This is a genomic window from Pseudomonas chlororaphis subsp. piscium, from assembly GCF_003850345.1.
Classification (GTDB): domain Bacteria; phylum Pseudomonadota; class Gammaproteobacteria; order Pseudomonadales; family Pseudomonadaceae; genus Aquipseudomonas; species Aquipseudomonas piscium.
This window is the reverse complement of the sequence record NZ_CP027707.1, coordinates 5985986-6002500: the sequence shown is the minus strand read 5'-3', so window position 1 is coordinate 6002500 and position 16515 is coordinate 5985986. Positions and strand designations below refer to the sequence as shown.

12 protein-coding genes and 2 rRNA genes (1 of these 14 running past the window's edge) are annotated in these 16515 nt (G+C 61.7%); 8 read left to right on the top strand and 6 right to left on the bottom strand.

The features are described 5' to 3' along the window. The 5 genes from C4K38_RS27185 to C4K38_RS27165 form a co-directional block, all read left to right on the top strand. Positions 1 to 1671, top strand: a 23S ribosomal RNA gene (locus C4K38_RS27185); it begins 1221 nt to the left of the window's first position. A 136-nt stretch (positions 1672 to 1807) separates the two neighbouring features. Continuing rightward, positions 1808 to 1923: ribosomal RNA gene (gene rrf, locus C4K38_RS27180) — 5S ribosomal RNA — on the top strand. 149 nt (positions 1924 to 2072) lie between these two features. Next, on the top strand, positions 2073 to 2732 hold the full coding sequence (locus tag C4K38_RS27175; protein WP_025804432.1) for a paraquat-inducible protein A: 660 nt from the start codon (positions 2073 to 2075) through the stop codon (positions 2730 to 2732). Continuing rightward, positions 2719 to 3342 (top strand): paraquat-inducible protein A, encoded by a 624-nt coding sequence (locus C4K38_RS27170; RefSeq protein WP_053280924.1) that lies wholly within the window; start codon positions 2719 to 2721, stop codon positions 3340 to 3342. Before C4K38_RS27175 ends, C4K38_RS27170 begins: the two co-directional genes overlap by 14 nt. Next, the gene (locus C4K38_RS27165; protein WP_053280923.1) at positions 3335 to 5638 is read left to right on the top strand and encodes a PqiB family protein; all 2304 of its coding nucleotides are present in this window, start codon (positions 3335 to 3337) and stop codon (positions 5636 to 5638) included. The genes C4K38_RS27170 and C4K38_RS27165 overlap by 8 nt, the downstream gene beginning before the upstream one ends. Before the next feature lie 65 nt (positions 5639 to 5703). Here C4K38_RS27165 and mksF read toward each other — a convergent pair whose 3' ends face one another. Genes mksF through mksB form a run of 3 tightly spaced genes read right to left on the bottom strand, consistent with a single transcriptional unit; the run spans position 5704 to position 10518 of the window. After that, positions 5704 to 8547 carry an Mks condensin complex protein MksF gene (mksF, locus tag C4K38_RS27160; protein WP_053280922.1) on the bottom strand — a complete coding sequence of 948 codons (2844 nt, stop codon included), beginning with the start codon at positions 8545 to 8547 and terminating at the stop codon, positions 5704 to 5706. After that, the gene (mksE, locus tag C4K38_RS27155) at positions 8544 to 9248 is read right to left on the bottom strand and encodes an Mks condensin complex protein MksE (RefSeq protein ID WP_053280921.1); all 705 of its coding nucleotides are present in this window, start codon (positions 9246 to 9248) and stop codon (positions 8544 to 8546) included. Before mksE ends, mksF begins: the two co-directional genes overlap by 4 nt. Then, entirely contained in the window at positions 9238 to 10518 is a 1281-nt protein-coding gene (gene mksB, locus C4K38_RS27150) for an Mks condensin complex protein MksB (protein WP_053280933.1), read from the bottom strand. The genes mksE and mksB overlap by 11 nt, the downstream gene beginning before the upstream one ends. A 180-nt stretch (positions 10519 to 10698) precedes the next feature. Here mksB and C4K38_RS27145 point away from each other — a divergent pair, with 180 nt between their 5' ends. Together C4K38_RS27145 and rimI are read left to right on the top strand one after the other, a co-directional pair. Then, positions 10699 to 11484, top strand: coding sequence for a hypothetical protein (locus C4K38_RS27145; protein WP_053280920.1), 786 nt, complete (start codon positions 10699 to 10701; stop codon positions 11482 to 11484). Continuing rightward, positions 11477 to 11929 (top strand): ribosomal protein S18-alanine N-acetyltransferase, encoded by a 453-nt coding sequence (gene rimI, locus C4K38_RS27140; RefSeq protein WP_053280919.1) that lies wholly within the window; start codon positions 11477 to 11479, stop codon positions 11927 to 11929. Before C4K38_RS27145 ends, rimI begins: the two co-directional genes overlap by 8 nt. A gap of 102 nt (positions 11930 to 12031) precedes the next feature. Here rimI and C4K38_RS27135 read toward each other — a convergent pair whose 3' ends face one another. Then, a complete protein-coding gene (locus tag C4K38_RS27135; RefSeq protein ID WP_053280918.1) occupies positions 12032 to 12427 on the bottom strand; it encodes a hypothetical protein in 396 nt (131 codons plus the stop codon). Positions 12428 to 12577: 150 nt separating this feature from the next. On the opposite strand from C4K38_RS27135, the gene can reads away from it, so the two are divergent. After that, positions 12578 to 13222, top strand: a complete 645-nt coding sequence (gene can / locus C4K38_RS27130) for a carbonate dehydratase (RefSeq protein WP_009050866.1) — start codon at positions 12578 to 12580, stop codon at positions 13220 to 13222. Between the two features lie 109 nt (positions 13223 to 13331). Here the strand turns inward: can and C4K38_RS27125 are convergent, their stop codons facing one another. Beyond that, positions 13332 to 14516, bottom strand: coding sequence for a hypothetical protein (locus tag C4K38_RS27125; protein WP_053280917.1), 1185 nt, complete (start codon positions 14514 to 14516; stop codon positions 13332 to 13334). Positions 14517 to 14657: 141 nt separating this feature from the next. Beyond that, a complete protein-coding gene (locus C4K38_RS27120) occupies positions 14658 to 16358 on the bottom strand; it encodes an acid phosphatase (RefSeq protein WP_053280916.1) in 1701 nt (566 codons plus the stop codon). Positions 16359 to 16515: the final 157 nt, after the last annotated feature.

Below are 16515 nucleotides of genomic sequence, written 5' to 3'. Positions count from 1 at the left end.
TGGAGGTATCAGAAGTGCGAATGCTGACATGAGTAACGACAATGGGTGTGAAAAACACCCACGCCGAAAGACCAAGGTTTCCTGCGCAACGTTAATCGACGCAGGGTTAGTCGGTCCCTAAGGCGAGGCTGAAAAGCGTAGTCGATGGAAAACAGGTTAATATTCCTGTACTTCTAGTTATTGCGATGGAGGGACGGAGAAGGCTAGGCCAGCTTGGCGTTGGTTGTCCAAGTTTAAGGTGGTAGGCTGGAATCTTAGGTAAATCCGGGATTCTAAGGCCGAGAGCTGATGACGAGTTACCTTTTAGGTGACGAAGTGGTTGATGCCATGCTTCCAAGAAAAGCTTCTAAGCTTCAGATAACTAGGAACCGTACCCCAAACCGACACAGGTGGTTGGGTAGAGAATACCAAGGCGCTTGAGAGAACTCGGGTGAAGGAACTAGGCAAAATGGCACCGTAACTTCGGGAGAAGGTGCGCCGGTGAGGGTGAAGGACTTGCTCCGTAAGCCCATGCCGGTCGAAGATACCAGGCCGCTGCGACTGTTTATTAAAAACACAGCACTCTGCAAACACGAAAGTGGACGTATAGGGTGTGACGCCTGCCCGGTGCCGGAAGGTTAATTGATGGGGTTAGCTAACGCGAAGCTCTTGATCGAAGCCCCGGTAAACGGCGGCCGTAACTATAACGGTCCTAAGGTAGCGAAATTCCTTGTCGGGTAAGTTCCGACCTGCACGAATGGCGTAACGATGGCGGCGCTGTCTCCACCCGAGACTCAGTGAAATTGAAATCGCTGTGAAGATGCAGTGTATCCGCGGCTAGACGGAAAGACCCCGTGAACCTTTACTATAGCTTTGCACTGGACTTTGAATTTGCTTGTGTAGGATAGGTGGGAGGCTTTGAAGCGTGGACGCCAGTTCGCGTGGAGCCATCCTTGAAATACCACCCTGGCAACTTTGAGGTTCTAACTCAGGTCCGTTATCCGGATCGAGGACAGTGTATGGTGGGTAGTTTGACTGGGGCGGTCTCCTCCTAAAGAGTAACGGAGGAGTACGAAGGTGCGCTCAGACCGGTCGGAAATCGGTCGTAGAGTATAAAGGCAAAAGCGCGCTTGACTGCGAGACAGACACGTCGAGCAGGTACGAAAGTAGGTCTTAGTGATCCGGTGGTTCTGTATGGAAGGGCCATCGCTCAACGGATAAAAGGTACTCCGGGGATAACAGGCTGATACCGCCCAAGAGTTCATATCGACGGCGGTGTTTGGCACCTCGATGTCGGCTCATCACATCCTGGGGCTGAAGCCGGTCCCAAGGGTATGGCTGTTCGCCATTTAAAGTGGTACGCGAGCTGGGTTTAGAACGTCGTGAGACAGTTCGGTCCCTATCTGCCGTGGACGTTTGAGATTTGAGAGGGGCTGCTCCTAGTACGAGAGGACCGGAGTGGACGAACCTCTGGTGTTCCGGTTGTCACGCCAGTGGCATTGCCGGGTAGCTATGTTCGGAAAAGATAACCGCTGAAAGCATCTAAGCGGGAAACTTGCCTCAAGATGAGATCTCACTGGAACCTTGAGTTCCCTGAAGGGCCGTCGAAGACTACGACGTTGATAGGTTGGGTGTGTAAGCGCTGTGAGGCGTTGAGCTAACCAATACTAATTGCCCGTGAGGCTTGACCATATAACACCCAAGCAATTTGCTTAGAAGCAAGTTGCGGTGTGTGAAGACGAAACGAACCGAAAGTTCGAGAAAACACACAAACTATCGCATACCCAATTTGCTGAAGCGTCGAAAGACGAATCGGCACACCGAATTTCTTGACGACCATAGAGCATTGGAACCACCTGATCCCATCCCGAACTCAGCAGTGAAACGATGCATCGCCGATGGTAGTGTGGGGTTTCCCCATGTGAGAGTAGGTCATCGTCAAGATTAAATTCCGAAACCCCAATTGCGAAAGCAATTGGGGTTTTGTTTTTGTGCGCAAAAAATGTGTTTCTTATCTCCAAACAATTTTGCACAGTTATTTTCGGGACGGACCTCTAGAATAGCTCCACGCCTTTTCAGAGCCAGAACCTTGTATGTCAGATACGGTTGACGCCCCCGGGCTGTCGGAGTTGCCGCTGGATGACCTGGTGGCCTGCCACGAATGCGACTTGCTGATGCGCAAGCCAGAGTTGGCCCACGGAGAAAAAGCCCAGTGTCCCCGCTGTGGTTATGAGTTATACGCACACCGCCATAATGTCGTGGATCGCAGCCTGGCATTGGTTATTGCCGCGCTACTGCTCTACGTCCCCGCGAACTTTTTACCCATCATGCAGCTCAATCTACTCGGACAATCCTCGGAGGACACCGTGTGGAGTGGCGTCGTCGGTTTGTTCAATACCGACATGCAAGGCGTGGCGGTGGTGGTGTTTCTCTGCAGCATGGGCATTCCACTGCTCAAACTGATCTGCCAGTTGTTCGTGCTCCTGAGCATTCGCCTGGATATCGGTCGCAGTTACGGGCTGTTGCTGTACCGCATTTATCATCACTTGCGGGACTGGGGCATGCTCGAGGTCTACCTGATGGGCGTATTGGTCGCCATCGTCAAACTCGCGGACCTGGCTGCCATGACGGTCGGCCTGGGGCTGGTATGTTTTGTCAGTTTGTTATTGGTTCAGGTGTGGCTGGAGGTGGTCATGTCGCCCCATCAGATATGGGATGCCTTGGCGGGGGAGGATACGCATGCGGGCGATTGATGCGGGCATTCTGGTCTGTAACGAATGCCATGAGCTGAACAGGCAGGAACCCGGTACCGATGAGCAGACCTGCACTCGCTGCGGGGCCCTGGTGCATGCTCGTCGCCCCAACAGCATCATGCGCACCTGGGCGCTGCTGATTACCGCGGCGATCCTGTACATCCCGGCCAATATGCTGCCGATCATGACGGTCACCTCACTCGGCCAGGGTGATCCCAGCACCATCATGTCGGGGGTGATCGTACTGGTGCAGCACGGCATGATCCCGATCGCGGCGGTGGTGTTCATCGCCAGTATCCTGGTACCTACCTTCAAGCTGGTGGGTATTGCCCTGTTGCTGTTTTCGGTCCAGCGCCACCAGCCGTTATCGGCGCGGCAACGCATCTGGATGTACCGCTTTATCGAGTTCATCGGCCGCTGGTCGATGCTGGATATCTTTGTGATCGCCATCCTGGTGGCGGTGGTGAATTTCGGTCGACTTGCCAGCATCGAGGCCAATCTCGGCGCGGTGGCCTTTGCCAGTGTGGTGATTCTGACGATGCTCGCCGCAGTAACTTTTGATCCCCGACTGATCTGGGATAACACGGAGTCGGACGACGACAATGAGTGATTTGCCTAAAGCTAAAACCCGTCCGGCTTCGAACTGGTCGGCCATCTGGGTCCTGCCCCTGATCGCGCTGGTGATCGGAGGATGGTTGGGCTGGCGTGCCTATAACCAGACCGGTATCGAGGTCCAGGTGCGTTTTGAAAGTGGCGAAGGCATCCAGGCCAACAAGACCGAGGTGGTCTACAAAGGGATGTCGGTGGGCAAGGTCAAGGCCCTGGCCCTGGACGACGAAGGCAACACCAGGGGGGTGATTGCCACCGTCGAGATGAACAAGGACGTCCAGCAATACCTGAAAAGCAGCACCCGCTTCTGGCTGGTCAAGCCGAGCGTGACCCTGGCCGGGATCACCGGCCTGGAAACCCTGGTTTCAGGTAACTACATCGCTATCAGCCCGGGTGAGGGTGAGCCTGCGCGCAAGTTCAAGGCGCTGGCCGAAGAACCGCCGCTATCGGATGCCAAGCCGGGCCTGCACTTGACCATCAAGGCGGACCGCCTGGGTTCGCTGAACCGCGGCAGCCCGGTGTTCTACAAGCAGATCCAGGTCGGCCAGGTGAAAAGCTACCTGCTCTCCGAAGACCAGAACACGGTGGAGATCAAAGTCTTTATCGAGCCGACCTACGCCAATCTGGTGCGCAAACATACGCGTTTCTGGAATGCCAGTGGCATCAGCATCGACGCCAACCTGTCCGGTGTGAAAGTGCGTAGCGAATCCCTGGCCAGCATCGTCGCCGGCGGTATCGCCTTCGCCACCCCGGAGAATCGCCGGGACAGCCCGCCCACCGACCCGACCCTGCCGTTCCGTCTCTACGAAGACTTTGACGCGGCGCAGGCGGGCATCCGGGTCAAGGTCAAGCTGAGTGACTTCGAAGGGCTCCAGGCAGGCCGGACACCGGTCATGTACAAGGGGATTCAGGTCGGTAACCTGAAGGCCCTCAAGGTCGACCCGGATCTCTCCAGCGCCACGGCGGAACTGACCCTGGACCCCTTGGCCGAGGATTACCTGGTGCAAGGCACCCAGTTCTGGGTGGTCAAGCCTTCGATCTCCCTGGCGGGTATCACCGGCTTGGAAGCGCTGGTGAAAGGCAACTACATCGCGGTACGCCCCGGTGACAAGGGCGGCGCCCCACAACGCGAGTTCGAGGCACGGCCCAAGGCGCCGCCACTGGACCTGCGTGCCCCAGGCCTGCACCTGGTGCTGTTCACCGAAAACCTCGGTTCCCTGGAGGTGGGCAGCCCGATTCTGTACAAGCAGGTCAAAGTCGGCTCGGTGCAGAGCTACCAGTTCTCGCGGACCCGCAAGCAGTTGGTCATCGGCGTGCACATCGAGAAGGAATACGAAGGGCTGGTGAATGGTTCGACGCGCTTCTGGAACGCCAGCGGCGTCACCTTGACCGGCGGCCTGACCGGCGGCATCCAGGTCAAGAGCGAGTCGTTGCAAAGCCTGATGGCCGGCGGTATCGCCTTCGACACGCCGGAACCCAACGTGCCACTGAAAAAGCGCATCCCGCGCTTTCGCCTGTATGCCGACAAGGAGCAGGCGACGCAGAAGGGCACCCTGATCAGCATCAAGGTCGATCGCGCCGATGGCCTGCGTTCGGGCACGCCTATCCGCTTCAAGGGCCTGGATGTCGGCAAGGTCGAGGACGTCGACCTGAGCAGCGACCTGCAGTCGGTGCTGCTCAAGGCTCGGATCACTGAAGTGCCGGAGCGTATCGCGCGGGTCGGCAGCCAGTTCTGGGTGGTCAAGCCGGAGCTTGGGTTGATCAAGACCGCCAACCTGGAAACCCTGGTGACTGGGCAATACATCGAGGTGCAGCCGGCGGCGAAGAACCTCGGCGCGCAAACCAGCTTTGTCGCCTTGCCCCAGCCACCGGAAACCGCGGTTGCCGAGGCCGGCCTGAGCCTGGTGCTGAGCGCAGAGCGTCGTGGTTCGCTGAAGGTCGGCGTGCCGGTGACCTACCGTGAAGTGACGGTGGGCAAGGTTACCGGCTACGAGCTGGGCCAGACCGCCGACCGGGTCCTGATCCATATCCTGATCGAGCCGAAGTACGCGCCGCTGGTGCGTGGCGGCACGCGCTTCTGGAACAGCAGTGGGTTTGGTATCGACATTGGCCTGTTCAAGGGCGCAACCGTCCGTACCGAATCGCTGGAGACCCTGATCCAGGGCGGTATCGCCTTTGCCACGCCGGATGGCGAGCGCATGGGCAACCCGGCGCGGCCGGAGCAGACCTTCCCGTTGTTCGACAAGTTCGAGGACGAGTGGCTGACCTGGGCGCCGAAAATTCCGTTGGGTAAGTAGCTCAGAAGCAAAAAAGGCCGTGATCGAAAGATCACGGCCTTTTTGGTTTTACGGCTTCGGGTGAATTACACCTCGTCCAGCTCCGCTTCGGCTTCCGACTCGACGTTCAGGGTAGCCTTGACCTGATCGTGACGACGGATGTACTTCCAGTCCGCCTCGTCGATGTAGATACCGTTCGGGCCGCTGCCGCCTTCCAGGTCGATGGCGACCTGGGCCGACACCTGCGGCTTCACACTGGCCAGGATCGGCACGAAGCCCAGTTGCAGGCTGGTTTCCAGCAGCGCTGCCTGGTTCTTCTCGTCGATGTCCGCGGCCTCGTCGAGGTAGTACGGCAGGCGTATGCGCCCGGCCTGCTCGCGATCCATCAAGTGCAGCAACAGGTACATGTTGGTCAGCGCCTTGATGGTCATGGTGGTGCCGTTGGACGCCGCGCCATCGATATCGGTGTGGATCACCGGCTGGCCATTGACTTTGGTGATCTCGAACGCCAGCTCGAACAGGTCCTTGAGGCCCAACTGGTTGTGGTTGGCCGCTACCAGGCGCGCCAGATATTCCTTGGCCTCTTCGTTCTTGTTGTCCTGCTCGGTGCTCTGGCTCAGGTCGAACACCGACAGGGTCTCGCCTTCTTCGTACTGACCGGCGCTGTGGATGATCTGGTCGATGTGCTTGAGGGCTTCCTTGTTCGGCGCGAGGACGATACGGAAGCTCTGCAGGTTGGACACCTGGCGTTTGTTGATCTCGCGGTTGAACAGCGCCAACTGGTGTTCGAGGCTGTCGTAGTCGCTGCGGATGTTACGCAGGGTCCGGGCGATGTCGGTGACGGCCGCGCGACGCGCCTTGCCCAGGGTCAGGGCCTCGTCGGTACGGTGCGCATAGGCGTTGATCAGCAGTTGCAGACGGCGCTCCATGTCGTCTTCGCTGTCAAACTTGGCCACGCCCTTGAGGCGCACCTGGGCGTACAGCGCCTCGATCTGGCCATCGACCCGTTGCAGGCCCTGCCAGCTGTCCTGGTAGTCGTTGAGCAGGGGCAGCAGGTTGTCCATGGAGTCGTCCACCGGCTCCATGAACGGCGTGCCGAACGGCAGGTCCGCCGGCAACAGCTGACGACGGCGCAGGGCGTCGTCGAGGGTGCGTTGCTTGGCTTCCATGTCGCTGATCTGCCGGCCCACCAGTTGCAGCTTGGCCGACAGCTGCTGGACGCGTTCGGTGAAGGCGTCGCTGGAGCGCTTGAGTTCGTCCTGGGCGGCTTCCATCTGCGCCAGCTGTTCCAGCTTCTCGCCTTCCTCGGCGCTCAGGGTCTGCGCGCGGCGGAAGTCTTCCAGGGCTTTCTGCGCATCCAGCACCTGCTGGTACAGCGCTTCGGTCTGGGTCTTGCTCGCGGCGCGGTCGGCCGCCACCGCGGCCTGGGTTTTCAGCTGCTTGAGTTCTTTGTCCAGACGCTCTTTCTGGTCGCGCAGCGCTGCGCGGTCCGCCAGGGCCTGCAAGGCCGGCGGTTCGATGTGGGAAATGTCGATGGACAAGCCCGGCACTTCGAAGCGCTCGCCCTTGAAGCCATCGAGAATCAGCTCCACGGATTTGACCCAGTCGCCGTTCTCGTCCAGGGCGATGCCGTGTTCGCCCAGCGGCAGGCTGAACAATTGGCTGTTGAACAGGCGCATCAGGCGCTCGACGTCCTGCTGGGAGAACTCCTCACGCAGGCGCGCATAGCTGTTGTTGTCGGCGTTATCGAGCTGCTGCTTGACCGACTTCAGGCGTTTTTCCAGGTCGCGCAGACGCTCTTCCAGGTCCTCGGCGGAGAATTGCCGGGACTGGGCCAGGGCGCCAGCCAGTTCGTCGTGGGCATCCTTGGCCGCCAGCAGTTGCTGCTCCAGGACCTTGACGTCGTCCACCAGGGCGAAGCGATGCTTGAGCACCGAGAGTTCGCCGAGCCAGCGCTGGGTGCCGGTGATTTCCCGTTCCAGGCGCATCATTTCCTGGGTACTGCTGCGCTGGTCGTTCTGCAGCGCGTCCTGTTCGTTGCGGTAGTGCTCGGCCTGGACGGTCAGCTCTTCCTTGCGCGCGCTGGCGTAGTCGGACCAGGTGCCCAACAGCGAATCGAGCAGCGGCGACAGGCGATGCAGTTTGCCGCGCAGGATGTCGCGCTGCTTCACGCCGTTGCCCAAGGCTTCCACCAGTGGGCCCGCGGCGACCAGCGAGTTGTAGTCCTGCTCCATGCGGCGCACGTCGCGGAAGGCTTCTTCGCAGGCGGCGATGTAGTCGACGCTGCCGGAGCGCAGGCTATGCTCGAAGGCGTCGAGGAACAGCTGCTTGAGCTTGGCCGCGGTGATCTCGCGCATGTGCAGCAGGTTGATGAACAGCGCGCGGAAGGTCTTCAGGCTCTGTTCGCTGGTGGAGCGCAGCGGGATCAGGGTCAGGTCCAGCGGAATCGAGGTATGCCCGCCCACCAGCAAGCGGCGCAGTTCATCCGGCTTGAGTTCATAAGCCTTCAGGCCCTGGCGCTCAAGGTTGGTGAACAGCTCTTTCTGCCGCAGGCAGGTGTCGTCCTTCTGGTAATGCGCCAGGTCCAGCGAGCCGGCATAGGCGAAGAACTGGTGACCGAAACTGCCGCCCGGACCGCGCCCGGCCACGCCGATCACGTGCGGGCCATGGGGCAGGGACACTTCCACCAGGATGTAGCTGGTATCGGTGGCGAAGTAGAAACGCCGCGATTGTTCCAGGCTGTACTTGCCGAAGCTCATGTCCGACATGCGCGCCAGGATCGGGAATTGCAGGGCGTTGATCGAAGCCGACTTGCCCAGGTTGTTCGCGCCGTAGACCGACAGCGGCTCTTCCAGCGGGAACAGGCCCAGGCTGTAGCCGGCGGTGTTCAAAAGGGCAAAGCGGCGGATGCCGTAGCGTTCCTTGCTCATGCGTCGAGCTCCTGTTCTTCGGCAATGGCGCGGGCCAGTGCGTCCTCTTCACTTTCCGGTTCGACGAATTCGCTGAGGTCCAGCGGATCGTCGGTCTGCAGCAGTTTTTCGTCGCTGTCTTCGTCGATCAGCACCGGCGTCGGCAGCGGCAGCACGCTGTGCAGGCTGGCGGCCAGGTCACGGTCCTGCTGCACCGACAGGCACACATCGAGGAAGCGGTGCATCGGCGGCAGGAAGCGGTAGATGCCCGGCTCCTCGCCGGCGAAACCCAGTTGGGTCATGCGCCGCATGATTTTTTCTTCCAGTTCTTCATGGGTCTGTACTTCGGCCTGGATGAACAGGTCGCGGTACTTCTCCAGCAGCGACGGCAGTTCGTCGCGGGCGAGGCTGCCGCCGTCGAGCACGGCGACCGGGTCGCGGCCCTGGTCGGCCAGGTGCTCCACCAGGATGAAGGTGAACAGCGCCAGGCGCTGGGCGGTCTTGTTCACCTGGGCGGCGGCGTTCTCCGGCACGAAGTAGTAGAAGCCGCGGGTGTCGCACACCAGTTCGAAGCCCAGGGCCTTGAACAGGGTGCGGTACTGGTCCTGGAAGTTCGACAGCTGGGAATACAGCTCCGGGTCGCGGCGGCTGATGTGATAGCCCTTGAACAGCTCGCGAAAGATCGGCGCCAGTTGGGACAGTTCGGAAAGATCAAGATGCATGTGGAGTGCTCGCAGAATTCTCAGGCTGGTCATCGCGGGCCGAGAGCAGGGCGAAGGAGCGCAGGCTGACCTGGTGCTCGTGGGTGTGGTAGTCGCGGCGTTCCAGACGCTCGCGCTTGAAGCGTTTTTCCCGCGACAGGCGGGAGAACCAGTACAGCAGCTCGTCGGTGGCGCCGTCCGGTTCCTGTTCCAGCAGCCAGGTCATCAGGTCCGGCATCGGCAGCGCGTCTTCGCAGCGGTCGAGCATCTCGCGGACCGTGCGCGGCGCCCGTGGCGCGTCGCCACCCTTGTGGCTCTTGTGCGCCTTGGGGAAGCGGGTCGGCTTCGGCTCGAAGCTGGCCAGGGCGTAGACATAGGCCTCGACCTGGCCGGAGCTGCCGAGGAAGGTGCTTTGCGGACGGGTGAACAGCGGCATGGCCGCTTGCGGCACGGCGTCGATGCCCTTGCGGCGGATGGCCGACAGGGCCAGGGCCGCGCCGCGGGTCACGGCGTTGTGCCGGCGGGCTTCTTCCCTCAGCGGCAGCAGCAGTTCCCGGGCGTGACGCAGGGTCAGCTGGGCGCTGGTCTGCATTTCCAGGATCCGCGCGTGGGTGCGCAGCAGCATGTCGTCGTCCACCAGATGGCCCAGGCGCTGCTGTTCGGTGAGCATGCGCAGCAGGACGTTCTCGACCTTGCGTACGCCTTGCTCGAAGGCGCCGTCGGCGTTCACCAGCTGGATCATCGGCTCGACGTATTCGTCCCAGGTGGCCAGTACCTCGGCGTACCGCTGACGCAGGGGAATCTGCCGGTCGCTGGTCTTGGCCCGCTCGGCGACGGCCACCAGGGCCTGTTCGTCGTTGGCGAGCTTTTTCAGGACATCGCGCACGCGCATGTCCAGCAACCGCAGCTGGCGGGCCAGGTCATGGCCGTCGCGGATGTCGAAGGCGTCCTGGATGTAACCGGCCAGGCGTTCGAGGTGGCGCAGGTAGGCTTCGATTTCCAGGCACAGGCCCAGGCGGTGCTCGCGCCGCAGGTAGGCGAGGAAGTCATGGATCTGCGCGTTGAGCTCGAAACGGTTCGGGCTTTTCGCCACCGGAACCAGGATATCCAGGCGGATCCACACGTCCAGCAGGCTGGTGATGTCCTGTGGCGTACTGTCAATTTGCTGTGCGGCCAGCTGTGAACGCAGTTCGGCGAGGCTCAGGGTGCCTTGGTCGAAGTGCTCGCACAGTGGCTCCAGAAGTGCCCAGTGTTCGGCGAGGGCGCGCAACACGCGCTTGGGTTCGATCATCGGAATGGCCGGCTGGTTGGCAATGAAAAGCGGCGATTGTACTGCATCGGAAGGCTGACGATTCACCCCTCGGTCTTGTCATGGGCTGGACGGGCGTTTTTGTGACGAATCAACTGCGGGCGATCTTCGACGAAGGACGGTAGAATCCCCCCACTTCAGTTATCCACAAGTGGCCGACCTTTGCTTATCGAGTCCCGCCGTCGCGCTTATCTGTCCGCCATGCAGGTGGTCAGCTGGCTGCCGCGCACCGAATTGCCCTTTGCGGCGCCGTCCCGTCCCGAGTTGCTGGTGATTGCCGAGCCCGTGGTCGAGGCCCCGGCAGCCCCTGCACCTGTGGCCAGAACGGTTGCCGAGCCTGTGACCAAGCCTGCCGAACGACCGAAAATCGAAGTGCCGCGTCCCGCCAGCGCTACCGTTCGTCCGGTCAGCAAGCCCGTGGAGGAGGCCGAGGAGGCTCCGGCGCCGGTCAAGGCTCCGCCCGTGCCGCCACCGCGTTTCGCCCTGCAATTGCTGCGCGCCGGTCGTTGCCTGCTGCTGGTGGAGTTACCCACAGGCGAAGCCTTCCAGAGCCGCGACCCGGCCTATCTGCTGCTCAAGGACATGCTGCGCGCCGCTGGCTTGCCGGACAGCCCGCAGATCCTCGCCGAGCCGGTGCGCTGGCCGATGCTGACCCGCGGCAATCTCGACCAGGGTCCGGAGGCGGCGCGGGATTTCGTCCAGGCCTTTGTCGGGGCGCGGGTCGAAGAAGAACCTTGCGTCTGCCTGTGGCTGATCGGCCAGCCGGCGGTGCGTTTCGCGGGCGAGGCCGATGCGCAGTCCTACAACCGTGAACTCCAGGTCGAAGGCCTGGGCTCGGCCTGGGCGCTGCCCGGGCTGGAACTATTAATGGAAGAGCCACAGCGTAAGGCTGATGTCTGGCAAGCCATGCGTCGGCTGATGGCGCGTTGGAAAAGTAGCAATGAGTGACGCTTTATCGTTCCGCCAGGCCGCCGAGGCGGATCTGGATACCATCCTGAAAATCGAATACGCGGCGTTCAGCCATCCCTGGACCCGCGGTATTTTCACCGACGCCCTGAAATCCTATGAAGTCTGGCTGATGTTCGAAGGCAGCCAGCAGGTCGGCCACGGGGTGATCCAGGTGATCATTGATGAAGCCCACCTGCTCAATATCACCGTCAAGCCGGAAAACCAGGGCCGCGGCCTGGGCTTGCGCCTGCTGGAAGAGCTGATGAAGCGCGCCTACCAGAAAGACGCGCGCGAATGCTTCCTTGAGGTGCGTTCCAGCAACCAGACCGCCTATCGTCTGTACGAACGCTACGGTTTCAACGAAGTCGGGCGCCGCCGTGATTACTATCCAGCAACTGGCGGGCGCGAAGATGCGCTGGTGATGGCCTGCACCCTGGTGGATTGAGCGAGGATCAGCCCGTTATCGTAGGAGCGAGGCTTGCCCGCGATAGCGGTTTGCCTGACACACCGCTATCGCGGGCAAGCCTTGCTCCTACGGGCAGACGGGTCAGGGTTTGCCGTCCAGCGGGTCGCGCTGGGCCAGTTCGGCTTCGTCCAGGCCATTGCCGCCGCCGATATCGTCTTCATCGACAATGCTCAGGTCCCAGTCGGCCGGCTGGTCTTCACCGGCTTCATGGGCGGAACGAGCGCCGTCTTCGCGGATCAGGTTTTCCGGGGTCAGCTCATCGTCGTTGGGCTCATCCTCGGCGTTGCCGGTCAGGCTGGAGCCATGGATGTGCCTGTTGGGAGTACGATGCTCCACAGAGCTGGAAGCAGGGTCGCCGACCCTGGCGCCGGGTTCTTCTTCATCGAAATCCAGCTCTTCCACGGAACCCATGCGGTCTTCGTTATCGTCGATGGGCTCGGGCTGAGGCGCACCATAAGGACGTCGTGATTCAGTCATGACGGTTGCTCATACTTTCGGGCTTAAAGGGTGGACCCTGAGAACCCTTCAAGATTCCACGGGCTGGATAAGCGGTATCTGCACAGACGCGCGTGACCCCGATAGACGGTCGTCTGTCATAGCAACGCATCAATCCTGAGGCTTCACAGCATGAACGAACTACAAGACCTGATTGATAACAACGAGCGTTGGGCCGAAGCGATCAAGCAGGAAGATCCTGACTTCTTCTCCAAGCTGGCCCGCCAGCAGACGCCGGAATACCTGTGGATCGGCTGTTCGGACGCCCGTGTACCGGCCAACGAGATCGTCGGCATGCTGCCCGGGGATCTGTTCGTACACCGCAACGTGGCCAACGTGGTGCTGCACACCGACCTCAATTGCCTGTCGGTGATCCAGTACGCGGTGGACGTGCTCAAGGTCAAACACATCCTGGTCACCGGCCACTATGGCTGTGGCGGCGTGCGCGCCTCGATGCAGGATCGTCAGCTGGGCCTGATCGATGGCTGGCTGCGCTCGATTCGCGACCTGTACTACGAACATCGCGAAGTGCTGGGGCAACTGGCCACCGAGGAAGAGCGGGTCGACCGCCTCTGCGAGCTGAACGTGATCCAGCAAGTGGCCAACGTCGGCCACACCAGCATTGTGCAAAACGCCTGGCATCGCGGGCAGAGCCTGTCGATCCACGGTTGCATCTATGGCATCAAGGACGGTCGCTGGAAGAGCCTGAACGCCACCATCAGTGGCTTCGAGCAGCTGCCGCCGCAGTATCGCCTGCGTCCGGTCGGGGCGCTCTGAAGCCCTGAACGCCGATCGTGAACAAGCCCGCGCCTGCAGGAGATGTACCTTCCTGCAGGCGCGGGCCTGTTGGTGATGGATCTATAGCGATTGCCGCGGGCGCTGCCTGTCAGATATGCGGCGCCTCGTTACTCATCGACGGTGCCGGCTCCTTCAGCTGCTTCAACTGGGTCTGCACCGGCGTGGTGGTGCACTTGGCCTGGGCCTGCTCCGGCGTCAGCTTGCGGATCGAGGTGTAGAACAGAGCGCAGGTCTGCTCTTTGTTGGCCACCTGCCAGTTCTGCGTGCAGCTTTTGAGCTGTGCCGCCGGATCGCTGCTCGGCTTGCTGCCCATCCCGGCCTGCCAGCAGGCGGCGCTCAAATCCTGCCCCATCACCTTCAAACCGGCCGCGTCGGCCTTGGCCTCGTCGCCGTCGTAGTTCTCCGGGTCCGCCGCGTACCAGATGTAACTCGGGTGGTTGGAACCCAGCACCGGCACTTTCAGGCCCGCGCTCGGGCTGATCTGCGCCAGGCCCAGCACACTCACGGTGGCGCCGTACTGCTGCTTGATCCAGTTACGCACCGGCGCGCCGAAGGCCACCATCGGCAGGGCGCCGCCGCTGGCATTCTGGCTGATCTGCTTGACCATGGTGGTCTGGTAGTCCTGGAAGTAGCCGTAGACGCCTTCCAGGTCCTTGCCGGCAGTGGCCGGGGCGGCGATCGGCGCAATGTCGATGATGGTCTGGTAGCCCGGTGTCTGCTCGGTGGGAATGCCATTGGTGGTAAGCAGGGTGGCCCAGCGGTCGGTGGTGGCCGATTTCAGGTAGTCCTGGGCTTGAGTCAGCGAGTAGTCCGGCGGGAAGTGCAGCAGCTCGACGCTCTTGCGGTTTTCCAGGGCCATGCCCAGGGGCAGGAACAGGTACCAGCTGTAGGTCCATTTGCCGTCGCTGTTGAGTTTGCTGGCGCCCTTGTAGGCCAGGTCGCCGGCATCCAGCAGGGCGGTCAGCGGCTTGCCATAGCCCTTCGGAACACCGCTGATCTTGGCGTACAGCTCGTTTTTATCGGTTTTCACACTGACCTTGGCGGTGCTGTAGCCGTCGCGTTTCACGCTTTGGGTCAGGTAGTGCTCGACGGTCTGTTCCAGCGTCCAGTTGCGGAAGCAGATCACGTTGCAGTTGTTGGGGTAGGAGAAGAGTTGGGTGACACGCTGAGTGTTGCCCAGCTTCAGATCGACGTTGGCCTGGGCTGCTGTGCTCAGGGTCAGGCTGCCCAGGGTCAGGGCGGCGAGGGGGAGGGATAATGTTGCGAGTTTCATGCTTGGCTCCTTGTCAGCGTTAGCCTCATCTATGCGAGGTAAGTTCCGTACTGAAACAGTAGCGGGTGACAAGGAAAAGGGTGGAATAAATCTTTCTTCTGCACCCGCAAACGGCCGCCCGGGGCGGCCGCTGCCGTCGGTTCAGGTCGGGAAGTGCAGGGCATTGCTCAGGTCGCCCATGGGCGCCTGCCCCCGGGCGATCATCGCCGCGTCCCGTTGCTTGAGGCCGTCGAGCGGTTCCAGCTGGAACACCCGGGTGATCAGCCGCAGGATCGACGCGGTGTCGTACACCGTATGGTCCACCGTGCCCTTGCGGGCGAACGGCGACACCACCAGCGCCGGGATGCGCGTCCCCGGGCCCCAGCGGTCGCCCTTGGGCGGGGCGACGTGGTCCCACCAGCCGCCGTTTTCATCGACCGTGACGATCACCACCATGTGCTGCCACTGCGGGCTTTCGCGCAGCACCTTCAGGGCCCGCACGATATGCCGGTCGCCCGCGGCCACATCGGCATAACCGGCGTGCATGTTGAGGTTGCCCTGGGGCTTGTAGAACGTCACCGGCGGCAACTTGCCGGCCTCGGCATCGGCGAGGAAGCGGTTGCTGCTCGACTCGTCGCCCAGGCCGCCATCGCGCAGGTGGTGGTTGCGTTCGTTCGGCTGCTCGGGACCGAACTGCGCGAAGTAGTTGAACGGCTGGTGGTGGTACTGGAAGTTGGGGATCTTCGGAATCCCCGCCGAATCCTTGTAGGCGTCCAGCGTGACCTGCCAGGCACCGGCGTACCAGGCCCAGTCGATGTCCTTGCGCGAGAGCTTGTCGCCGATGGTGTCGTGGCGTTGCGGCACCAGCACATTGGGCAGGTCGGCCTTGGCATAGGCCGGGCGCTGCGGGTCGCGGATCCAGGTCGGCCAGTAGGGCGGGGCCATGGTATTGACCGCGTAGCCGTCCGGGGTCAGCAGGCTCGGGCCGAATTGCGGCGGGCCGCTCATGGCGCTGGCCGGGGATTGCTCCAGCGGCTTGAGGCGGCTGTCGAGCGGGTCGTCGCTCTGCAGGGTGGCGATCTGCGGCTTGGCCACCGAATTGGCCGCATCCGGATAAAACGGCACGGCGGCGCTGATCAGGTACTGGTGGTTGAGAAACGAGCCGCCGAAGGTGCCCTGGAAGAAGTTGTCGCACAGCACGAATTCCCGGGCCACATCCCACAGGCGCAGCTCATAGCGGCTCTGGGCGTAATAACCCATGGGCAGGCCGCCGGAGTCGGCCCAGGCCACGAAACCATCGTTCTTGCCGCCGTTGATCTGCATCTGGTTCTGGTAGAACACGTGCCACAGGTCGCGGGTGACCAGGCTCAGGGGCAGGTTTTCGCCATCGGGGCCCTTGAGGGCGAAGGGCGCGTTGGGCAGGTGTTCCTGGTACTGGGTACCGACCGGGTAGGTCACGCCATCCAGGGCCTGGGGCCCGACCTGGGCGACACCGCCCCAGACCGGCGGCAAGGTCGGCAACAGGCTGCCGTCCCGGTCGCGTTGCTGATAGTCGGCGGGCTTGAGGGCCGAGAGCGGTTTTTCCAGGCCCGGGAAGTCGGCGAACAGGTTGTTGAAGCTGCGGTTCTCGGCATAGATCACCACCACATTCTTCACGTTGTCGTGCAACGCCCGGTCCAGCTCGGCGGGCGACAGCGGGCGTTCCACCGGCTTGCCCGGCGTCTGCTCGTTGTGGCCGCAGGCGCTGAGCGTCGCGCCGACACCCAGCACCGCCACGCCGCCGAGAAAACGCCGGCGGCTGGTGTCGGTGGGGGGCTCCGTGGCCTTGGAGTGCTCTGGGTCTTTCGAGTTTTCGTCGCTCATGCCGGGTCCCTGATTATCTTTCGATCAATTCGTAACAAAGTATTTCGGCTGCACGGTAGCAACCGAATATGACGGCAAGACTACAGAAAAGGCTCTGGGACGGGGCTTAGAAGATAGTAGGGGGAGGCTGGAAAGGGTGTAGGTCTGCTTCTGTAGG